The sequence below is a fragment of the Mycobacterium venezuelense genome (assembly GCF_054919535.1).
The window spans coordinates 67905-89357 of the sequence record NZ_JBONDW010000015.1; the positions used below are offsets into that span (position 1 = coordinate 67905).

Consider the following 21453-nt stretch of genomic DNA (forward strand, 5'->3'; position numbering starts at 1 on the left):
TCAGCGGGCGTTCACGAACGACCGAACGCCCGGTCCATCATTTCGACCGATTCGCCAGAATCTTCTGCATCTCGTTGATCTGCAATGCCACTCCGATTTGGATTGCCACCGGCGTGCTGGTGCTGAACGGACCGAGGAGCCGTTCGAGTTTCGCGAGCCGGTACCGCAGCGTGTTGTAGTGGTAGTGGAGATGCCGTGCTGCCTCGGCCATATTCATGTTGTGTTCGATGAGCGTCTCCAAGGTCTGGAACATCTCTGACCGTTCGGGTTCGCTCATGCGAAGGACAGGTCCGAGTTTTTCCTCAGCGAATGCCCGTAGGTCATCGTCACTGACCTGCGCGAGCAAGCGGAACAGGCCCAACTCACCGTAGGCCGTGACCGCGCCGGCCCCCGAAACGCGCGGTCCGAGCCGCAGGGCTGTGCGCGCCTCCTGGTATGCGATCGAGACACCCGCCGGCCCAACGTAATTGCGGCTGACCCCGATTGCGTACTGACCATGTGTAAAGTGCGCGACCTCGTCTTGGATGGCGCGTGCGACGGTGATCGCGTCCTGGTCGGCGCCGATGACAGCGACCAGTTCGGAGCCAAGGCCCGCAGCGGCCGCCAATCGGTCTCTGCTGCGTACCGCGGAGGTCCAGAATTCGATGGCGCGATCGTCTGCCAGACGAGACAGGCGTTTATTTGCCCGAGATTCGTCAGTGGTGCCCTCCCTTCGGCCCACCAGGACGACGATGTCGCGTTCGAGGTCCCATCCGAAGCCAGAGCCCAACGAGGCGTATTCATCAGATTCGGATTCGCTGCCCGAGATCAGTTCGAACAGGGCGTTGGACGAGAAGCGGCGCTCGACTGCTCCCACCGCGAGGTCACGCGTGATCTCCAATGCAGCCACGATCGCTGCCTGTCCGACTGCCACCAAGGTGAATTCGCCGAACGATCGCTCCGCCTCAACGGCAACCACGAAGCCGTGGTGGAGTCGCCCGGCGCGAATCTCGCGCGACGCCCACCGCTTGCCGGTGCGCTTGTCGGTGTGCAGACCGGTCAAGCCCAGTCGTAACAAGTCGGCTGACGTCGTCTTCAGGAAGCGCAGATCCACCAGGGGGGCTTCATCCCCCGCCAGCGCCAGAACGGTGCCCTGATGATCAGTGATCACGACACTCGCTTCCCCGAGCAGACCGGACAAGCTGTTCGCCAACTCAGCGAGACCTCCACCGGACAGGGTGATCGCGAGAAAGGAATGGTGGATCTCTTGTGCCTTCGCCAATGCCGAGGCTTGGCGGTTGACGATGATGGCGAACGCCCTGCTCAGGATGTCGTCGAAGCGGATGCGTTCCGGGATGACGACGAGGGGTAGGCCGAGACAGTCGGCGACGTGGATCATTCCCTGTCCAAGTTCGGGCATGTAGCGGTCGAGTTTTATGCCGATGCCTGCCAGACCCAGCTGGTGCAGGTCGGTCAACAGCTTGCCCTGATCCTCGTCGTCACGCGGAAGCGGATAGCCGGTGGCGAGCAGGAACTCGTCCTGCCGAACCCACCTGCCGATATCGGGAACCGTCATCACGTTCACGGCGCTGATCGCCCGGTCCAACCCGGAATGCCCCGCGATCAACTCGGCGCCGGCGAGTACTTCGTCGGCGAGCAACTCACCGAGAGTGAGAGTTTCGTTCGACCTCGGAGCCGCGGCATCTGGCGCGTTCATAGGCGGCAAGCGTAGCGCTGACCGACAACTATTGCGGTGATCTTTGGCATTAGTAGCCATGGGTCACTCGGGTCCCGAGTTTTTATGGTTTCCGTACCCGGGCCGGCCGGCTGTGGGCGGATCCGATGAGGAGGAGCACCGTGGCACCAAGTTCGAAATCTCCCGCAGCAACTCATGATGTGGTCAGCGAGACGGTGTCCATCCTGGGTGGCACAGGAAATCTGGGGTTAGGCCTTGCGCTACGACTCGGCGTCGCGGGGTACACAGTCTGCCTCGGCTCTCGCGATGCTGACCGCGCCCAGCGTGCTGCTGAGCTGGCCCACGAGCGCGTCGGCGGCGGCAAGTTCATCGGGTGCCGGAACGGCGAAGCAGTGGCGCGAACCGATCGACTGGTCGTTGCGGCGGTACCGTTCGCCAGCCACGTCGCGACACTCAGAAGCGTCGCCGACCAGTGGCGTCCTGGTCAGGTGTTGCTCGACACGACGGTTCCACTCGCCACCGCCGTGGGCGGACGGCCTACACATCTGATCGACCCCTGGCACGGTTCCGCTGCCCAACAGGCCCGTTCGGCGATCGATGACCAGGTTGCGCTCGCGTCGGGTCTGCACACGATAAGCGCGGCCGCGTTGCGCAACCTTGCCCGCCCCCTCGATCAGGACACGCTGATCTGCGGCGAGCCGGAGGCCAAGCAGGTGGCTGCCGCGGCGTTGGAGCGTATCGCGGGACTGCGTGTCGTCGACGCGGGATCGCTCGAGATGAGCCGTCTTCTTGAGGGGCTCACGCCCGTCCTGATTGGGATCAACATCCGGCACAAGACCCACGCCGGCATTCAGGTCACGCACCTTGGCACGAGCACCGAGCAGCAGGCCGCCCTGGCTTGAAGCCGACGAATCTCGGCCACGCTCTTTGGGTGTCGGTACGTCTTCCCGGGAGGTGTCATCGACTGCCAAAGATCTCCCGTCGAACTTGTCTCCTCGGGCCGTGTGATTCCGAGGTCGTCGCCCCTAGCGTGATTGATCTCACGCCTCAGCTCCGGTCACGTATTCCCCTCAGGTTTGAGGGCGGCAGAAAGGCTCCCCGATGCTCACGCCCGCAAAGAAGGCCACGCTCGGCAGTTTCGTCGGCACGACGATCGAATGGTACGACTTCTTCATCTACGGCACGGCCAGCGCGCTGATCTTTCGCCACGTGTTCTTTCCCTCCCATGACCCGCTGGTCGGCACCCTGCTGTCGTTCGCGACCTTCGGCGTCGCCTTCGTTGCCAGGCCGCTCGGCGGGCTCATCGTCGGCCATTTCGGCGACCGTGTCGGACGCCGGCCCATGCTTGTCATGACGCTCGTCGTCATGGGCACGGCGACCGGCGCGATCGGCTTGCTGCCTACGTACGAGTCGATCGGGGTCATGGCTCCGTTGCTCCTCGTGTGTCTCCGTTTCGTGCAAGGACTTTCGGTCGGCGGTGAATACGGCGGGGCCGTTCTCATGACCGTCGAACATGCCCCTAAGCACCGACGTGGGCTGTATGGAAGCTGGGTTCAGGCGGGATCGCCGGCCGGCCAGATCATCGCCAACGGCGTCTTCCTGATCACCACGGGCATGATGTCGGAGGAACAACTTGTCGCGTGGGGCTGGCGCATCCCGTTCCTGGCGAGTTTTGCACTGGTCATCGTGGGTCTCGTCATTCGTCTCCGCGTCGAAGAGAGCCCCGAGTTCAAGCGGCTGGAACGGCGTAACGAGAAGGAAGCCAGCCCGTTGATGAGCGTGCTGCGCCAATACCGCAAGCAAGTGATTCTGATGGCCGGTGCCTACCTTGTGCATGGCGTCGTGATCTACGGTGCCGCGGTCTACAGCCTCAGCTACGGAACAACCACCCTCGACTTCAGTTACAGCCAGATGCTGTTGCTGATCCTGCTGTGCCAAGTCGTCACGCTGATCCTGATTCCAACTTTCGCTCATCTGGCCGACCGCGTGGGCATCAAGAAGGTGTTCTTGATCGGGAACATCGGCATGGGTCTCATGGGCGTTCCGTGGGTTCTGCTACTGGATACCGGCAGTTTCGCCCTCGCACTGCTGGGCTACTTGCTGATCTTCACCCCGTACGCCGCGACTTACGGAACCATGGCGGCCTTTTTCGCCAGCATCTACGACAGCCGGGTCGGATACTCGGGAATCTCCATGGGCTACCAGCTCGGCTCCATCTTCGGTAGCGGTCTCACCCCGCTGGCGGCAGCTGCACTGATCGCCTCCACGGGAACTGTGCTCGCCTTTGCCGGTTACATCGCAGTGGCCGCAGCACTGTCAGTCGCTGCAACGATCTGGCTCACCGCGTTCGAGGACGAGGAGTCGGACGAGACCCCGAGGCCCGCCACTCCCGCGGGCGAAGCGGCAGTGACGCACAGCAAGTGAACCACGGACGGTCGAAGCTACCGACGGTTGGTTGAAATGGAATGCATGGCAGTCAGATCCCCCGCACCTGTATCTCAGGCACGGTCGGCGCAGTGCAATGCGCGCCAGATTCTTGCGGGTGTCATCGGCAATTCCCGAGGGCGGATTCGGCAGGCGCGCGCGATCGCGTTCGCGAGTGCCGCGGCTACCGGGTTGTACGGCGATTCACTCATCGACTTGGCCCCGAGCGGGCCCAGTTCGTCGTACGTGTCGGCGAAGTAGACCTCGGTGCGCGGTACATCAGCCAATTGGGGGATGTGGTAGTTGCGGAGCGTTCGAGTGAGGACCGTGCCGTCGGCCCCGATGTGCATCTGCTCGTACAGTGCTGAGCCGATAGCTTGAGCCACACCACCTTCCACCTGGCCTCGGCATTGTTCGGGGTTGATGGCCACGCGGAAGGCGTGAACGTTGAACGCCACCGAGCGGGGTGTGCCGTCGTGGTGGCCGGTTGCGGTCATCGGCAGTGCAAGCTCGGCGAACGTGACGAATCGGGTAGCGCACTGCACACCGTGTGGGCCCACCACGCACTTTTTTGGGTCGGTTCCGGTGAGTTCGGCGGCCGCATACGTGATCTCGGCGCGCAGCGCTTCGCAGGCAGCCAGCACCGCGCGGCCGGCCACGACGATGCCCGCGGAACTGAATGCTCCGGTGTCATAACCACATACGTCGGTGTCGGATTGCCGGATGCTGATCCGGTCGGTGGTGGAGTTCATCACGGTGGCGACGAGCTGTTGGTGCACCGTGGTGGTCCCATTGCCGGATTCTGCAGTGCCGACTGACAACTCGTACCGCCCGTCAGCGCGCAACGACAAAGCGGCTTCGGCGAAGTGCCCGCGTGGCGGAATGGTGGCGATCATGGCGATGGCCATACCCTCGCCGACCTGCCAGCCGACTGGTGCGCAGACCTCATTGCCGGCGGCAAACGCAGTCTGGGCCAGATCGAGGCATTGGTCCAAGCCGTAGCTGCCGAAGATCAGATCGTCGGATACATGCGCGTCTACCAGAACGTCGCCGGGCTTGACCACAGTGCGGCGGCGCAGGTCGAAGGGGTCGATGCCCATGTGCTGCGCGAGCTCGTCCAGTGCGGATTCGACTGCGAAGATGACCTGTCCCAGGCCGTATCCGCGGAACGCACCGGAAGGCAGGTTGTTGGTGTAGACCGCTTGGGCGTCGACGCGCTTGTTCGGGCAGCGGTACACCGAGATCGACTCGGCGCAGCCGTGAACATGACGCCAGGACTGTGATTGCCGTACGCGCCCGCATCGACCAGTACGTCGATCGCCAACGCGGTCAGTGTGCCGGCGTCATCGGCCGCCGCGGTCACGTCCACTCGGAATGGGTGACGGCACGGTGCGACCGTGGACTCGTCGGACCTGCTGAATTCGTAGCGCACCGGTAGGCCGAGTCGCAGCACCGCAAGCCCGACGAGGTCTTCGGTCAGCATCTCCTGTTTGCCGCCGAAGCCACCGCCGACACATGTGGCGAGCACGTGTACGGCGTCGCGTTCGAGGCCGAAGATGCGGCACAGTTCGTCGCGGACCAGGAACGGCACCTGAGTGCTGGTGCGAATGACCAGCCGCCCGTCGTCGTCGCGCCATCCGGTACAGCCGTGGGTTTCCAAGTGCGCGTGCTGTACCCGTTGGGTGTGGTAACGGCCGCGCACGACGGTGTGTGCGACGGCCAGCGAGATCATCGCCCCCGCCGGCAACGAAAGGTAGATGTTTCCACCGAACGTGGCGTGGTGCCAGATCTTGAACGACGCGAGCAACGCAGTGCAACACTGACGTAACAACGGCGCGGCCGCCCAGTCCGGCCGATGGGCGCTCAGGCTGTCCGAAGCCGCGACACCTCGGCCACGGTGCATGTCGCGGACAGATCGATTCCGCTGTCGTGCAATGTGATCGGAGTCCAACCGAGCCCGGTGATGTCGATCAGCCGACGTAAATGCGGCTGGGGTTCAGAGAACAGCCAGGTGCCGCCGGCCAGTATGGCGTCACCCGTTGCGAGCGGCCACAACTCGTCGCGACGGGTCGGTCGGTCGACCACCTCGACGGTGTTGAGGTCCATCCCCGGACGGTAATCAATGCGACCGTACCGTGCAGCGTGAACAGCGAACTCGCCAAGCGGTACTGCGACCAGTCCCGCAACTCGGCGTGCGAACTGCCACAAACTGTCCCATCCTTGGACGATGGCGGGACCGATCACCCAGAAGCGCAAGAAGCGTGTGCATCCGGTCGACGAGGTGCCACCGGTTCCCAAGCTCGCCACCTACGGCTTCCAACACGTCGTGGCCTTCTACGCGGGCGCCGTGCTGGTGCCGATCCTCATCGCCAACGCCATCGACCTACCTACCGAAGACCTCGTCAAGCTGATCACGGCCGACCTGTTCACCTGCGGTATCGCATCGATCATCCAGGCGGTCGGGTTCTGGAAGATCGGCGTGCGACTGCCGTTGTTGCAGGGCGTGACGTTCGCCGGGGTGTCACCGATCATCGCCATCGGGTTAGCCCACGGCGGGGGCTCGGCGAGCCTGCTCTACGTCTACGGCGCCGTGATCGTCGCCGGGATCTTCACCTTCCTGATCGCCCCGGTCTTCATAAGGTTGCTGCGCTTCTTCCCACCCGTGGTCACAGGAACGCTGATCACCATCATCGGGCTCTGCCTGGTTCCGGTCGGTGCGCACGACGCCGTCACCAACCCGCACACCGGTGAGGTGGATCCTGGCAACCTGCGGTGGCTGCTGTACGCGCTGGGCACCATTGCCGTCATCGTCGCGATCCAGCGGGTGTTTCGTGGATTCCTGGCGACGATCGCCGTGCTGCTCGGCCTGATCGCCGGCTGCGTGGTGGCATTCGTCCTGGGGGACATGAACTTCGACGATGTCAGACAGGCATCGGCGGTGGGGTTCACCCAGCCGTTCCTGTTCGGATTGCCCAAATTCGACATCGTTGCCTGTCTGACGATGATCATCGTGCTGATGATCACCGCCGTGGAGTCCACCGGAAGTACCTATGCCACGGGTGAAATCGTCGGCAAGCGCATCAAAGCGTCCGACATCGGCAATGTGCTGCGCGCCGACGGTCTGGCCACCGCGATCGGCGGTATCTTCAATTCCTTTCCCTACACCGCGTTTTCGGAGAACGTCGGCCTGGTGCGGCTGACGGGGGTCAAGAGCCGCTGGGTGGTGGCCGCCGCCGGCGCGATCATGATCCTGCTGGGCTTTCTGCCCAAGGTCGCCGCAGTGGTGTCCTCGATACCCCAACCCGTGTTGGGCGGGGCGGCGCTGACGCTGTTCGCGACGGTAGCGGTCGTCGGTATCCAGACGCTGGGCAAGGTGGATTTCACCGACCACCGCAACCTCATCATCGTCACCACCAGCCTGGCGCTGGCGCTGTGGGTGACGTCGTATCCCGATGTGGCCCAAGCGCTGCCGGCCGGCATCGATCTGCTGTTCGGCAGCGGCATCAGCATCGGCGCAATCGCCGCGATCCTGCTCAACGTCGTGTTCTTCCACCTCGGTGGGCGCGGCGCCCCGGTGGCCGGCGGCGGCACGATAACCCTCGATGAAGTCAACACCATGACCGAGCACCGTTTCACCGAGGTATTCGGCGGTGTGGTGCAGAACGTGGAGTGGGTGCTCGACCGGGTATTCGAGCGCCGGCCGTTCGCCGACACCAACGCGCTGCGAGAAGCCTTCCAAGACGCCCTGCTCACCGGCTCCTCCGAACAACAACTGCAATTGATCGGGGCGTTTCCCGACCTCGGCGCAGAAGACGAGACGGGCCGGGCGCTGGCCGTCGACCACGTTGCGCTGTCCAATCTCGATGAGGATGACCACAACGACGTCGTCGCACTGGCCACCGCCTACCGCGAACATTTCGGATTCCCGCTGATCATCTGCGCCCGCGAGACTGAGCACTTCGACCGTGTCCTGCAGAACGGGTGGGCGCGGATGGACAACTCTCCGGGTGCGGAGAAGGCGTTCGCGCTGATCGAGATCGCCAAGATCGTCAACTACCGGTTCGGTGACCTGGTTGCCGACGCCAACCCGATCGCGGCGGCACGGTTCGGCCGCCTCGCCGATCTACGCTGACGGGCATGCCCACCCACCGTGCGCTCGGCATCGCCGGATTCAACCAACTCAGCGACCGGCAACGCATGCATATGCTGTTCGAGGTGTGCACGTCGCCGATCTGGGCGCGACGCGTGCTGGCGGGTACGCCGTTCCGGAATGTCGATGCGCTGCTGGACCGAGCCGATCGGGTCCTCGCCGAACTGCCCGACGCCGAAATCGACGCCGCGCTCGACGGCCATCCCCGTATCGGTGGCCGGGTCGACAACGCGTCGTCGGCGCGTGAACAGGCCGGGGTGGCCGAGGCCGACGACGCAGTCCGCGCCGAACTGGCGACGAAAAACCGTGCCTACGAGGACAAATTCGGTTACGTGTACCTGGTATGCGCCAGCGGGCGCTCCGCGGAGGAACTTCTCGCCATCCTGACCGAGCGGCTGTGCAACGATCCTGAGACCGAACGCCGGGTGATGCGCAGCGAGCTGGCCAAGATCAACCGACTCCGTTTACAACGTCTGTTGACCGACGAGGCGACGTGACCCACATCAGCACCCACGTTCTCGACGCCCTCTACCCGGAAGTCGTGGTCGCCGTGTCTGTCACCGGCACCTCAGACAGATATCACGTGCCACTGTTGTTGGCGCCCTTCGCCTATTCGACGTACCGAGGGAGCTGAATCATGTCTAACATCATCCTGGGCAAACACCAGTACGGTAAGGCGGAAAACCGCGTGGTGCGGATCTACCGCGACAGCCCCCGCCACGAGATCCACGACCTCAACGTATCGACCTGTCTGCGCGGCGATTTCAGCGCCGCCCACCTCACCGGCGATCAATCCCGGGTGCTACCCACCGACACACAGAAACAAACTGTGTACGCCTATGCCAAACAACCCGGTATATCGACCGTCGAGGACTACGGCCTGGCGCTGGCCCGCCACTTCGTGAATGACGTCGAACCCGTCGATGCCGCCCGTATCGAGATTGACGAATACGCCTGGCAGCGAGTGGTTGTCAACGGCTCCGAGCACGACCACACCTGGATCCGCCGGGGGCAGGAGACGCGCACCGCAGCGGTGACCGTCGACGGTGACGGCGAATGGGTGATCGGCGGACTGAAAGATCTGGTCATCCTGAAGTCGACCGGCTCGGAGTTCGCCGGCTTCCTCACCGACGAGTACACAGTCCTCGAACCCACCCACGACCGAGTCATGGCGACTTCGCTGATAGCGCAATGGCGTTTCACAACAACCGATGTCGCCTGGGACGAACTGTATGACGGCGTCAAGGCCCGGCTCACCGAACAATTCGCCGTCGTGCAGTCGCTGGCACTGCAGCAAACCCTCTTTCACATGGGGAAGGCTGTGCTGGAAAGCTATCCCGAGATCGCCGAAGTGCGGTTGTCGGCGCCCAACAAACACCACTTCGTCTACGACCTGACACCGTTCGGGCTGCAGAACAACAACGAGGTGTTCCACGCCGACGACCGCCCATACGGGCTCATCCAGGCCACCGTCACGCGCGACGACGCCCCGCCACCCGGTCCGGCCTGGGATCTGCAGCAGGGCTGGCTGGCGTGACCAATACCGGGTGAACGGGATGACGCGGGCGTATCGCGGGCACCTGATGCACATCGGCGGCAATCCTGAGCTGGCCGACGTACGCGATTGCCTGGTCAGCGAGCCCGACGGCGTGGTGGTGGTCGACGGCACCGGACGCATCACCTACAGCGGCGCCTACGCAGACCGGCCCGGCGATGGCGCCGAAACTGTAGATTTCCGGCCCGCCTTCCTGCTACCCGGGTTCGTCGACACGCACATACACTTCCCGCAGACTTACTGCACCGACGCCTACGGCGGCGGCCGGCTCCTGGATTGGTTGGTGCGCTGCGTATTTCCAGCCGAAGCCAAACTGGCCGACCCCGCCTACGCACAGCAGGCGGCGCGAGACTTCTGCAGCCGCCGAATCAGCGTCGGTACGACGACGGCACTGGTGTTCGGATCTGCTTTTCCCCACGCTCAGGATGCTCTGTTCACCGAGTCGATCCGGACCGGGTTGCGCACCATATCGGGCCGTGGCATCCAGACCGTGGGACCGCCGTCGGCCGGGCCGTTGCTCACCGACGAGAAGACAGCGATCTCGTTGGTGGTGGCCGAAATCGACCGGTGGCACGGTGCCGACACCGGCGATCCGGCGACTGCACTCGTGCACGCCGCGGTGGTGCCGCGGTTCGCCCTGTCGGTGACGGCGCAGACCCTCCACGCGCTCGGCGAGGTCTACGATTCGGTCCGCGATCGGGGCGTGTACTTCCACACTCACCTCAACGAGAACGTCGACGAGGTGGCGGCGGTACACGAAACCTACGGTGTGCAAACCTATCTGGACACCTACGACGGCAGATTCGGTGGAGGCTCGACACCGGCGGGCAAGACGCTGCTGGGCCCACGCAGCGTGCTGGCACACGCGGTGCACTGCACCACCGACGAATTGGCCCGCATGGCCGACACCGCGACGTCGATCGCGCACTGTCCAACCTCCCAGCTGTTCCTCGGCAGCGGCGTCATGCCGTGGCGCTCCACGGTGCGCAGTCGGGTGAACGTGTCGCTGGGCACCGATGTGAGCGCCGGCGACGAGTGGCTGATGCCCCGCGTGCTCAACGACTGCTTCAAAGTGCACATGTCCGAGCCGGGAGACCACTCGGTTGCGCTGCATCCGGCCGAACTGTTGTTCACCGCGACGCTCGCCGGTGCGCGTGCGCTCGACCTGGAAGCGCGGATCGGCAACCTCGACGCAGGCAAGGAAGCCGACTTCGTGGTGGTCGACCCCCACCGCCAGGAACTGCTGGCCGAAACATTGGCCCAGATCGAGGACGGCGACCGTGACCGACTGCTGTTCACACTGCTGATGGGCATGAGAGACGACGCTGTTGTGCAGGTGTACATCAAGGGCCGCAAGCTCGGTTGAGGTTGGCTACGTCCCGTACAGATGCAAGGCCCGTGCCGTCAAGGTCGCGATTTCGCCGCTCAGCCCCGCGATCGGTGGGCCGCCACGTTGGTGGATCACGTTCGCGAGGACAACAACGTAGGTGTTCGATCCCGGGTCGATCCACAGCGTCACTCCGGTGAATCCGGTATGCCCGAAGCTGCCGATCGGGAAGATCAGACCACGTGGCCGGGAATGTGCGGTGTCGATGTCCCAGCCGAAGCCGCGAAGGTCTTGTCCGGCGATTGCGGGATAGTGCGGGGCAAGCAGGGGATCGGTTGTGTTGGCCGAGGTTTCGATGGCTTCGCGGGCGGCGTTGTTCGCGGCATCCAGTTGCGCGGCGGTGTGTCCGGGTTGCTGCGGCGTGGTCATCAGTTCCAGCGTCGAGCGCGTCAGCGGGAACGCACTCGGTCGGCCGGCGAGGCGATCGAGCAGAGCTTGCGCGAACAGACCGACGTCGTGCACCGTCGAGAACACCCCCGCGCTTCCTGCTACTCCGCCCATGCGCCGTGCCGTCGGGTCATGGACAGTGCCGCGCAACAGGTGACCGAAATCGGGGTTGAGGCCCGGAGTGTCCCCGTCCACTGCCGTGGGCGCGACGCGCGTCAGAAGCTTGGTATTCCAAGTGCCCGGCGGGCACTCGTCAACTTCGGGCGCGCCTGGATCGAGAGCGATCGCGGTTCCCCGGATCTGGTATGGGCCACATGCTTTGGCCGCGGGCAGATAGTAGGTGTCGTTCATGCCGAGGGACTCAAAGACGTTGTGCCGTATGTAATCTTCCAACGGCTCGCCGGTGATCTTCTCGATCAGTGCGCCGAGGATGATGAAGTTGATGTCGGAGTAGTGGAAGAGTTCACCCGGACCGAACACCACCCACGCGCCGAGTGCACGGCGAATCCCGTCGGCCTTGTCGGCTTTGTCCAGTCCCCAGGGCCCGTCGAGACTGAGATCTCCCGCGATGCCCGACGTGTGCGTGAGCAACATGCGCAGCGTCACCTGCGCGCGGCGTGGGTCGTTGGGCGGATTGAAGTCGGGGAGGTAGGTCTGCACGGGTTCGTCGATCTGTACCTTGCCTTGCTCGTAGAGCTGCATGATGGCGGTGGCCGTTGTGAGGCTTTTCGTCAACGACGCCAGGTCGAAAAGTGTGTCCTCGGTCATCGGCTCGGCAGGGGAGGGCGACCCGTCCAACCCTGGTTCACCGGCGAGCTTTCGTGAGCCGAAGGCTCGGCGGAAGACGATGTTGCCGGAGTGCCCGACCTGAACCACCGCACCTGGCAACCGGTGTGCCGCAATCGCATCGTTCATGAGCTGGCCGACCGGTGCGAAGTCACCCGTCGGAACGACGGGCGGTGTCGTCGTCACCGGTGCGGCAGGTGCGGTCATCGCCGGCGTCGTGGGGTCGGGTTGTGGCTGCGTGCCCTGTCCGCAGGCGGCGAGCGTGAGAATGACGGTCGCAGCCGCGCAGACCCGGGCAGCATGTGATCGAGACACCGTCACCACCTAAACGGTAGCCGGGCTCACGAAGGTGGCGCACCCAATCTGCGGTTTCTGCCAGCGGGCGGTCAATTTCTGCCAGTGGAATTAAGGGCGTTGAGCGGGCTGTTGTGGCAGTCAGACCGGGTAGGAAACCCCCGAACCGGTGACTAGAACATCCGGACCGCGACATCTGCCACGGCTCGAATCCGAGAAGAAGGGCTTTGCCATGAAGAAGTTTGGTTTTGCCGGCGCTATTGCCACCGGCTTCGCTGCTGCCCTGGTGGGCTTGGCCGCTCCGGCGGGTGCCGATGTGACCCATCATCAGTGGGTGCATGACATTCAGCGCCAGGCGACGGTTGGTGACATCACGCCGACGTTCGGCAACGGCCGCTGACCCACGACACAAAAGGAGGGGCACCCGCATTGGGTGCCCCTCCGTTTGCTTGCTGGTGCTAGAGCTTGAAAAGATTGCAAGACAGGCGATTCGGATTATGACCGACCACCCTCGTTGCCGACGCCAACCGACGTAGTGCACTATCACGGTGTGCGGTCTGCGATGAAATGTGTGGTGATCGGTGCCGGAGCGTGGGGGCTGCCCACTGCCGCCGAGCTGGTGAGGCGGGGCCATCGGGTCACGCTCGTCGACCGTTTTGGGCCGCTCAACGCGGAGTCGTCGTCGTCTGGCCCGACTCGGCTGTGGCGGATCGCCGACCCCGATCCGGTGCGGGTGCGCATGGCGTTGCGGGGCATCGAGTCGATGGAACGTCTTGCCGAGCGGTCGCAGTCAACGGTGTTCCTGAAGCGTGGATTGCTGTGGCGGGACGACGAATCCCTTCCGGACCTGATCGCCATGATGGAGCGGTTCGACGTCGACCACACGGTCGTCGACGACGGTGACGTCGCGACCTTCTTTCCCGGTCTGCGGCCGGATGGGAGAGGCGCGGTCTGGCAGCCGGCGGCCGGGGTCGTTCTCGCCGAAGAATCGCTGCGGGCGCAGGAGCGGCTATTCCTCGCGGGCGGGGGTATCGAGTCGTTCGGTCGCACGGTCACGGGCATCGAGACAGGCGGCAGCGGTGTGCGCGTGAAGTTCGACGATCACACCGCAGAGGAGGCCGACGTGGTCATCGTCGCGGCCGGCCCGGGAACTCATCGATTGCTCGAAACGATCGGTGTGGATCTACCTCTGCATCCCTACCTCGAACAAACCGTGCACTTCGGTGACCCGGAAAACCCCGGTGCGACAGACGATCACCCGTGCCTTTTCGACGGTCCGCACGGTGACACCCCGGGCATCTATGCCATGCCGTCTCCCGGCATCGGCTACAAGATCGGCCTCGACCTACCGTTGCGTCCCTACGATGACGCAGACCTCGATCGGACACCGGATGTCATGCGCACGGCACTGCTGAGAGACCGCGTCGAGCGGGATTTGACGTCGGTGAAGCCCACAGTGCTTGGCGCACATGTCTGTTCGTGGACCGATTCGCCTGACGGCAAGTTCGTCATCGACGCGTTGCCAGACGGCGTCGTACTCGCCTGTGGCGATTCCGGCGAGGGGTTCAAGTATTCGGCTCTCATGGGCGAGGTGCTGGCCGATCTCGCCGAGGGTCGAACCGCTGATCCCGACGTGGCGGCGATGTCGATGGCTCGCTTCGAAGGCGGGCTGCCTGTGCGTACCGGCCCGCACGCCCTCGGTAGGCACTGACGCGGTACGCGTTCGACGCGCGCGCGTTCGCGTGGTGACGTACATTTTTCGCACCACATGTCAGCCGGTCAGTCGCTGACCTTTCGCCGGTTCGGCGCATTCCTTACCTGGGCACTTCGGGCTGCCCGTGAGACCCCAGTCACAACCAGCGCAAGCGTAGGGGTTGCGTCACAGCAAGCAATCCCCTACGTTCAACGAACAACTTGTTTAGTGAGACAGAAACAGCGATCTACTCACACGAACGGACGTTCCATATCCATGCAATCTGAGAGCGCGGACGCGGCCACGAAGCCCGCTACGGCAGAGTCCGACCTGGGTGCCCGCATTCGGGAGTTCCGCCTGGCGCGCAAGCTGACCCTGCGTGACCTCGCCACGCGTGCCGCCACGTCTCCTGGCTTCCTCAGCCAGTTGGAGCGCGGACAGGTCAACGCCAGCGTGGGCACGCTGCGCCGGTTGTGTGAGGAACTTGGAGTGACCTTGCCGGATCTGTTCACCGACCATCATGCAAACGGGGCCCGGATTCTGCGCAAGCGGGACCGGCCCGAGATCCACGTCTCGGATACGAGCGCGAAATACCTTCTCTCCCAGAAGCCGTTGCGCAATCTCGAGGTGTACGTCGCTGAGTTCGCCCCGGGAGGTACCGCCGGGGAGGCCTATGTCCACGACGACTCGCAGGAAATTCTGCTGGTCATCAACGGCAGCATCGTGCTCGAGCTCGATGGCGTGATGCATCACCTGGAATCCGGTGACAGCGCCGAGTACCGGACGTCTGTGCCGCACACCGTTCACAACCAAAGCACGGAGCCTGCCGAACTGCTCTGGATCGTCAGCCCGCCCACAATATAAGGAGTGATCCGTGGCCGCATTCTCACCACGCCGACACCTGCCACTGACCGCCGCATCGCTGTTCGTCACGACGGCCATCGCCGCCGGATGCACCCCGGCCGGCCCGGGCAGCTCCGCAGACGTCGATCTCGGCAGTGGGCCGCCGCAAGCCGGAACGGTGAAAGCCGATGCCTTGAAGGGCGTTACGCTGACCTTCGTCTCTTACGGTGGCATCTACCAAGACGGCCAGATGAAGGCTGCGGTCGATCCCTTCGCGCAGGAATCCGGCGCCCGTATCCTTCAGGACGGGCCGACGGACAACTCGAAGATCAAGAGTCAGGTCGAGTCCGGGAACGTCACGTGGGACGTCATCGACTCGACCAACGTTTTCACCGCGCGCAACTGCGGCGAACTGTTCGTGCCGATCGACACGAGCATCGTTGATGTCAGCAAGATTCCGCCGGGCGCCAAGACTGACGACTGTTCGGTGCCCGCCATGCAGTACGGCCTGATCGTCATCTACAACACCGAGAAGTACGGTGACAACCCGCCGAAGAGCTGGGCCGATTTCTACGACACGGCCAAATTCCCCGGAAAGCGGGCAGTCCAAGGGATTTCCGGCGAAGTCGATCCGGGCGTGTTCGAAGGCGCCTTGCTGGCCGACGGCGTCGCACCCGACCAGATGTATCCGCTCGACGTCGATCGCGCGCTGCGCAAGATGTCCAGTATTCGTGACGACAGCGTGTTCTGGACCACCGGTGCGCAGGCCCAGCAGCTTGTCGAGTCGGGCCAGGTCGACATGGCCGTGCTGTGGAGTGGCCGTGCGTACGCGGCTGTGAAGAACGGCGCACCGTTCGCTCCGATGTGGAACCAGTGGATGCCCGAGGCGGACACCATCGCGGTGCCGAAGAACGCCAAGAACCCGAAGGCGTCCATGGCGCTCATCAACTTCTACCTGGGTGCCCAGCAGCAGGCGAAGCTCGCCGAACTCACTTCGTACAGCCCGGTCAACGTCGACTCCAAGCCTCAGCTCGACGATCTCGCCAAGGCGTATCTGACCACGACACCCGAGCGGGAGAAGGACAAGTTCCCGATCGACCTGCCGTATTGGGCTGAAAACCACGACAAGCTCGTCACCGCATACACGGACTGGCTTGCCGGCTAACAGGATTCGACTCTATGACCGTAATCGATGCATTGTCGGGGCCGAGTACGTCCCGCCAGGCGCCGGATGAGCTGCCCGTCGGTGCCAAACGACGACGCAGCGGTACCGTCGGATTGCTGCTCCCCGCTGTGGTTCTCGTCCTCGGCGTGTTCGTCGTGCCACTCGGCGTCATGCTGTGGCGGGCACTCAGCGAACCTGAACTGGGACTGGGCAATTTCGCGTGGTACCTGACCGACCCCGTGCAGCGCGACGTGCTCGCCAGGACGTTCACGACGGGGCTGACCGTGACCGTCGTCTGTTTGGTTCTCGGTTATCCGTACGCATACGCGATGGTGGCGTTCGGGCCCAAGGTGCGCGCGCTACTGACGATGCTCGTGCTGGTGCCGTTCTGGACCAGCCTCATGGTTCGAACGTTTTCATGGGTGATCCTGTTGGCCGACAACGGCCCCGTGCACTCCGTGCTGACATCGATCGGCCTGGGAGATGTGCATCTCATCCGCACCAACTTGGGCGTGGTGATCGGCATGAGTCAGATCCTGTTGCCGTTCATGGTGTTACCGCTGTATGCGGTGATGGCCGGCATCGATCGCAGGCTCATCTTGGCCTCGGCGAGCCTGGGGGCACGGCCCGTCGTCTCGTTCCTGCGGGTGTGGGTGCCGTTGTCGCTTCCCGGCGTCGGCGCGGGTTGCCTGATGGTGTTCATCAGCAGTCTCGGCTTCTACGTGACCCCAGCGTTGTTGGGCTCACCCGACAACTCGCTGATCAGCCAGCAGATCTACGCACAGGTCAGCAGCCTGTTGCAGTGGGGCAAGGGCGGAGCGATGGGTGTGGTGCTCCTGGTCTTGACGTTCCTGGTGCTCGCAGTGCTCGCGTTGGCCCTGCGCCGGGCGAACCGGCAGGGGCTGCGCGCATGAACAGTCGATTGAATACCGTCTGGCGGGCGCTCCTTATGCTCTTCTGCGCCGTTATCGCGCTCTGGCTCGTCGCCCCCTCGCTCGTCGTGATCCCGCTGAGCTTCACCGATCGCCCGACATTCACTTTCCCGCCCCAGGGTTGGTCGACGCAGTGGTACGCCAACTTCTTCTCCGATCCGTCGTGGATGGCCGCCCTGCAGGCGAGCATCCAAGTCGGTGTGCTGGTCGCGATCGTCGCGACGGTGTGCGGCACCGCGGCCGCACTCGCGCTGAGCCGGACCCGGTTCTTCGGCCAGCAGGGGCTTCGGGCGCTGTTGCTGGCGCCGATGTTGGTGCCGGTCATCGTGATCGCGATCGGGCTCTACGCGTTGTTCCTGCGGCTCAACCTGCTCGGCACCACGCTGGGTTTCGTTGTGGCGCACAGTGTCCTGGCCCTGCCCTTCGTCATCATCCCGGTGATGGCAAGCCTGCAAGGGTTCGATCGGCGCCTCGAGGATGCCGCCGCGATCTGCGGGGCTGGGCGATGGACCGCATTCCGTACCGTGACCTTGCCACTCGTGGCGCCCGGCGTTCTGTCCGGGGCGGTGTTCGCGTTCGCCACCAGTTTCGACGAGGTGGTGTTGTCGCTGTTCATTCAGAGCCCTTACCTGCAGACGCTGCCCGTGCGGATGTACTCGTCGGTCACCCGCGACACCGATCCGACCATCGCGGCTGCGGCGACTCTCATCCTTGCCCTCACGACCGTCGTCACGGTCCTTGCGAGCATCTATGCGACGAGGAGACGAAATGTCGGATGACCGCTCACCCCAGGGCGCTTCGATCACCATGCGTGGTCTGACGAAGCGCTACGGGGACTTCACCGCGGTGGACGCCATCGATCTGGAAGCCCGCCCGGGCGAGTTCTTGACCCTGCTGGGTCCCAGTGGATCTGGCAAGACCACGACGCTGAACATGATCGCCGGATTCGCCGACGTCACGTCGGGGGAATTGCTCATCGACGGCCGTGCTGTCACGAATCTTCCGCCGTACAAGCGGAATATCGGCATGGTCTTCCAGCACTATGCGCTCTTTCCGCACATGACCGTTGCGCAGAACGTCGAATATCCTCTGCGGCAGCGCAAGATCCCTGCGGCTGAGCGCCGCACGCTGGTCGAGCAGGCGTTGGAGATGGTGGGCCTTGGCCACTTGGGCCGGCGCAGGCCCAAAGAGCTGTCGGGCGGTCAACAACAGCGTGTCGCGCTTGCAAGGGCGATGGTGTACAGCCCCCGCGTCCTGCTGATGGACGAACCGCTCGGTGCCCTCGACAAAAAGCTGCGTGACTCGTTGCAGCTGGAGATCAAGCGCATCCACTCAGATCTCGGCACGACGTTCGTCTACGTGACGCACGACCAGGACGAGGCGCTGATCCTCTCGGATCGCATCGCGGTGTTCAACAACGCGCGCATCGAGCAGATCGGTTCCCCCACTGAGCTTTACGAGTACCCGAACACGCTCTTCGTGGCGCAGTTCCTCGGCGAGTCGTCACTGTTCCACGGGGTCTCCGACGGCGGGCGGGAAGCCGACTCCAACGGGCATCGCCTCTCCGCGGTCCGGGGTCCCGAGCACAGCCGTGGTGCAGGTGTCGCGGTGGTGGTGCGACCCGAACGCATCCGGATCGAGCCCGACGGTCCGCGTCCGGACGCGATCAATGCGGTCCCGGGGACCGTGGTCCAGCACATCTACCTCGGCAACTCCCGCAAGGTCGAGGTCCGTCTCGATGACGGCACCATCGTGCTGGTGCGCGAAAGCGCCGGTGCCATCAGCTCCGCCAATGCCGGCGATCGCGTATGGCTCACCTTCCACCCCGACGACGCCGCGGTTCTCGCGTCCGGTGACCCGCAGCCCGCAGCACCGAAACCGGCCGCGGCTGCGTCTCTCTAACGCCCACGCATAACGAACAGGAGCACACCCATGCCCACCGGCGGCAGCACAGTCGGCGATCCGACAAAGTTCATCAACGGCGACGTGTCGTTCTGGTACCGCTCGATCGGCCTGCCGAAGCGGCGACCGTCGCTTCCGGGTGACCACGAGGCCGACGTGTGCATTGTCGGCGCCGGTCTGACGGGGTTGTGGACCGCGTATTACCTCAAGCGCGAACAGCCCGACCTGCGGATCACGATCCTGGAGCGTGAGTTCGCCGGATTCGGCGCGTCCGGCCGCAACGGCGGATGGCTGTCGGCGGAGCTGGCCGGTAGTCGCGATGCGTACGCCTCGACGCACGGGCGTGAGGGCGTAGTCGAGCTCATGCGCGCGATGCGCGGTGCGGTCGACGAGGTGATCTCAGTCGCCGAAACTGAGGGGATCGACGCCGACATCGCCAAGGACGGGCTTCTGCACGTCGCCCGGACGCGCGCCCAACTGGGCCGCCTCTACGAGTCGGTGCGTTACGAACAACAATGGGGCGCCGGGCCCGAGGACTTCGTCGCGCTGAGCCGCGACGAGATGGATGAGCGGATCCGCGTCGCAGGAGCGTTGGGCGGGATGTTCAGTCCCCACTGTGCTCGTGTCCAACCCGCGAAACTGGTGCTGGGCCTCGCCCGGGCCGTGGAAGCGGCAGGCGTCACGATCTATGAAGGCACCACGGTCACGGGCATCGAGCAGGGCCGCGCGATCAGCGATCACGGCATCGTGCGCGCACCCATCGTCCTGCGGTGCTTGGAAGGCTTCACGGCCACGCTCGAAGGCCAGCGCCGCGATTGGCTTCCGATGAACTCATCGATGATCGTCACCGCGCCGATGACGCCGGACGCGGCCGACCAGATCGGTTGGCGCGGAGCCGAACTGCTTGGCGACTACGCACACGGTTACATGTACGCCCAGCGCACCGCCGACAACCGAATCGCGCTGGGCGGACGTGGGATTCCCTACCGGTACGGCTCGCGGACCGACACCAACGGGGCCACGCAGCAATGGACCATCAACGCGCTGACCGAGCTCATGCATGACATGTTCCCGGCAACGGCACCGCTCCCGATCGTGCACGCCTGGTGTGGTGTTCTCGGTGTGCCGCGAGATTGGACGGCCACCGTCGACCTCGACCCGGTGACCGGTCTGGGAACGGCGGGCGGCTATGTCGGTAGCGGCTTGACTACCACCAACCTTGCCGGGCGCACACTTGCCGACCTGGTCCTCAAGCGCGATACACCGGTGACGCGCCTGCCGTGGGTCGGGCGCCGAGTGCGACGGTGGGAACCCGAGCCGCTCAGATGGCTTGGCGTGCAGAGCATGTATGTGCTCTACCGCATGGCCGACCGTCGAGAAACCGAACGTGACCTACCCAAGACCAGCCGGATCGCCCGGATCGCCAATATGATCACCGGTCGCTGACAACGGCGAAGATACGAGGACGGAACTGTGTCAGTCGATTTCAACGTCAGCTTGCGCCATACCCCGGCGGAGGGCACTGATCTACCCGCGGCGCAACCCAAGCCGACGAGCAAGAGCAATCAGATGGAGTCGTCACTGGACCTCTGGGACGACGGTGCGACCTCGGTCGGGATCTGGGAATGCGGGCCGGGTGAGTTCACGGCCGATCGCAGCAAGGCCACCGAGGTGTGCCACATCGTGTCCGGCCGCGGCACAGTAACCGGAGAAGATGGCGCGTCCGCGGACATCGGCCCGGGATCCCTGCTCGTCTTGCCCCGCGGGTGGCGCGGTACCTGGGTCGTCCACGAGACGATCCGGAAGTCTTACGTGTTGATCGACGCGTAGCGGAGAACGCGGCCGGCTGACCTGTCAGCCGGTGAGCAGACCTTCTGTCGAGGTGTGAGCTAGCGGTTTCTGCCAGGGGGCGGTCAATTTCTGCCAGCGGAATTAACCGCGTTGAGCAGGCCGTTGTGGCAGTCAGACCGGGTAGGAAACCCCCGAACCGGTGAACAGAACATCCGGACCGCGACATCTGCCACGGCTCGAATCTGAGACAGAAGGGCTTTGCCATGAAGAAGTTTGGTTTCGCCGGCGCCATCGCCACCGCTTTCGCCGCCGCCCTGGTGGGCTTGGCCGCTCCGGCGGGTGCCGATGTGACCCATCATCAGTGGGTGCATGACATTCAGCATCAGGCCACCGTCGGCGACATCACGCCGACGTTCGGCAACGGCCGCTGACCCAGGACACAAGGGAGGGGCACCCGGATTGGGTGCCC

The 21453-nt window shown here is 64.3% G+C and carries 19 protein-coding genes and 2 pseudogenes; 17 read left to right on the forward strand and 4 right to left on the reverse strand.

The features are described from left to right. Nucleotides 1-37 precede the first annotated feature (37 nt). Nucleotides 38-1696 (reverse strand): PucR family transcriptional regulator, encoded by a 1659-nt coding sequence (locus ACRCUN_RS23125; protein WP_462143955.1) that lies wholly within the window; start codon nucleotides 1694-1696, stop codon nucleotides 38-40. A gap of 179 nt (nucleotides 1697-1875) precedes the next feature. Here ACRCUN_RS23125 and npdG point away from each other — a divergent pair, with 179 nt between their 5' ends. Both npdG and ACRCUN_RS23135 read left to right on the forward strand, forming a co-directional pair. Continuing rightward, a complete protein-coding gene (npdG, locus tag ACRCUN_RS23130) occupies nucleotides 1876-2577 on the forward strand; it encodes an NADPH-dependent F420 reductase (RefSeq protein WP_462143956.1) in 702 nt (233 codons plus the stop codon). A gap of 199 nt (nucleotides 2578-2776) precedes the next feature. After that, a complete protein-coding gene (locus ACRCUN_RS23135) occupies nucleotides 2777-4099 on the forward strand; it encodes an MFS transporter (RefSeq protein WP_462143957.1) in 1323 nt (440 codons plus the stop codon). Nucleotides 4100-4173: 74 nt separating this feature from the next. Here ACRCUN_RS23135 and ACRCUN_RS23140 read toward each other — a convergent pair. Together ACRCUN_RS23140 and ACRCUN_RS23145 are read right to left on the reverse strand one after the other, a co-directional pair. Further along, nucleotides 4174-5825, reverse strand: a pseudogene (locus ACRCUN_RS23140) (xanthine dehydrogenase family protein molybdopterin-binding subunit); the annotation flags it as partial. Further along, a pseudogene (locus tag ACRCUN_RS23145) lies at nucleotides 5811-6205 on the reverse strand (FAD binding domain-containing protein); the annotation flags it as partial. The pseudogenes ACRCUN_RS23140 and ACRCUN_RS23145, both read right to left, overlap by 15 nt. Before the next feature lie 121 nt (nucleotides 6206-6326). Here ACRCUN_RS23145 and ACRCUN_RS23150 point away from each other — a divergent pair. From ACRCUN_RS23150 to ACRCUN_RS23170, 5 genes are read left to right on the forward strand one after another with little or no spacing between them, the layout of a single operon-like run. Continuing rightward, on the forward strand, nucleotides 6327-8231 hold the full coding sequence (locus tag ACRCUN_RS23150; protein ID WP_462143958.1) for a PbuX/PucJ/PucK family nucleobase permease: 1905 nt from the start codon (nucleotides 6327-6329) through the stop codon (nucleotides 8229-8231). 5 nt (nucleotides 8232-8236) lie between these two features. After that, on the forward strand, nucleotides 8237-8746 hold the full coding sequence (gene uraD, locus ACRCUN_RS23155; RefSeq protein WP_462143959.1) for a 2-oxo-4-hydroxy-4-carboxy-5-ureidoimidazoline decarboxylase: 510 nt from the start codon (nucleotides 8237-8239) through the stop codon (nucleotides 8744-8746). Nucleotides 8747-8799: 53 nt separating this feature from the next. Further along, entirely contained in the window at nucleotides 8800-8883 is an 84-nt protein-coding gene (locus ACRCUN_RS23160) for a hydroxyisourate hydrolase (protein WP_462144050.1), read from the forward strand. A 3-nt stretch (nucleotides 8884-8886) separates the two neighbouring features. Further along, nucleotides 8887-9786, forward strand: a complete 900-nt coding sequence (gene pucL, locus ACRCUN_RS23165) for a factor-independent urate hydroxylase (protein ID WP_462143960.1) — start codon at nucleotides 8887-8889, stop codon at nucleotides 9784-9786. 19 nt (nucleotides 9787-9805) lie between these two features. Beyond that, nucleotides 9806-11170: a guanine deaminase gene (locus tag ACRCUN_RS23170; RefSeq protein WP_462143961.1), complete on the forward strand. Its 1365-nt coding sequence runs from the start codon at nucleotides 9806-9808 to the stop codon at nucleotides 11168-11170. A gap of 6 nt (nucleotides 11171-11176) precedes the next feature. Here ACRCUN_RS23170 and ACRCUN_RS23175 read toward each other — a convergent pair whose 3' ends face one another. Continuing rightward, the gene (locus ACRCUN_RS23175) at nucleotides 11177-12688 is read right to left on the reverse strand and encodes a serine hydrolase domain-containing protein (protein ID WP_462143962.1); all 1512 of its coding nucleotides are present in this window, start codon (nucleotides 12686-12688) and stop codon (nucleotides 11177-11179) included. Nucleotides 12689-12890: 202 nt separating this feature from the next. Here ACRCUN_RS23175 and ACRCUN_RS23180 point away from each other — a divergent pair, with 202 nt between their 5' ends. The 10 genes from ACRCUN_RS23180 (at nucleotide 12891) to ACRCUN_RS23225 (ending at nucleotide 21415) form a co-directional block, all read left to right on the forward strand. Then, nucleotides 12891-13058, forward strand: coding sequence for a hypothetical protein (locus tag ACRCUN_RS23180; protein WP_462143963.1), 168 nt, complete (start codon nucleotides 12891-12893; stop codon nucleotides 13056-13058). 150 nt (nucleotides 13059-13208) lie between these two features. Beyond that, nucleotides 13209-14369 carry an FAD-dependent oxidoreductase gene (locus ACRCUN_RS23185; protein WP_462143964.1) on the forward strand — a complete coding sequence of 387 codons (1161 nt, stop codon included), beginning with the start codon at nucleotides 13209-13211 and terminating at the stop codon, nucleotides 14367-14369. Between the two features lie 258 nt (nucleotides 14370-14627). After that, nucleotides 14628-15215, forward strand: a complete 588-nt coding sequence (locus ACRCUN_RS23190; protein ID WP_462143965.1) for a type II toxin-antitoxin system RelB family anti-toxin — start codon at nucleotides 14628-14630, stop codon at nucleotides 15213-15215. Nucleotides 15216-15225: 10 nt separating this feature from the next. After that, nucleotides 15226-16359 carry an ABC transporter substrate-binding protein gene (locus ACRCUN_RS23195; RefSeq protein WP_462143966.1) on the forward strand — a complete coding sequence of 378 codons (1134 nt, stop codon included), beginning with the start codon at nucleotides 15226-15228 and terminating at the stop codon, nucleotides 16357-16359. Nucleotides 16360-16373: 14 nt separating this feature from the next. Further along, nucleotides 16374-17273, forward strand: coding sequence for an ABC transporter permease (locus tag ACRCUN_RS23200; RefSeq protein WP_462143967.1), 900 nt, complete (start codon nucleotides 16374-16376; stop codon nucleotides 17271-17273). 35 nt (nucleotides 17274-17308) lie between these two features. After that, the gene (locus ACRCUN_RS23205) at nucleotides 17309-18070 is read left to right on the forward strand and encodes an ABC transporter permease (protein WP_462143968.1); all 762 of its coding nucleotides are present in this window, start codon (nucleotides 17309-17311) and stop codon (nucleotides 18068-18070) included. Then, nucleotides 18060-19193 (forward strand): ABC transporter ATP-binding protein, encoded by a 1134-nt coding sequence (locus tag ACRCUN_RS23210; RefSeq protein ID WP_462143969.1) that lies wholly within the window; start codon nucleotides 18060-18062, stop codon nucleotides 19191-19193. Before ACRCUN_RS23205 ends, ACRCUN_RS23210 begins: the two co-directional genes overlap by 11 nt. Before the next feature lie 30 nt (nucleotides 19194-19223). Next, nucleotides 19224-20639 (forward strand): NAD(P)/FAD-dependent oxidoreductase, encoded by a 1416-nt coding sequence (locus ACRCUN_RS23215; protein WP_462143970.1) that lies wholly within the window; start codon nucleotides 19224-19226, stop codon nucleotides 20637-20639. 27 nt (nucleotides 20640-20666) lie between these two features. Beyond that, nucleotides 20667-21023, forward strand: a complete 357-nt coding sequence (locus ACRCUN_RS23220) for a cupin domain-containing protein (protein ID WP_462143971.1) — start codon at nucleotides 20667-20669, stop codon at nucleotides 21021-21023. Between the two features lie 224 nt (nucleotides 21024-21247). Next, the gene (locus ACRCUN_RS23225) at nucleotides 21248-21415 is read left to right on the forward strand and encodes a hypothetical protein (RefSeq protein ID WP_462143972.1); all 168 of its coding nucleotides are present in this window, start codon (nucleotides 21248-21250) and stop codon (nucleotides 21413-21415) included. Nucleotides 21416-21453: the final 38 nt, after the last annotated feature.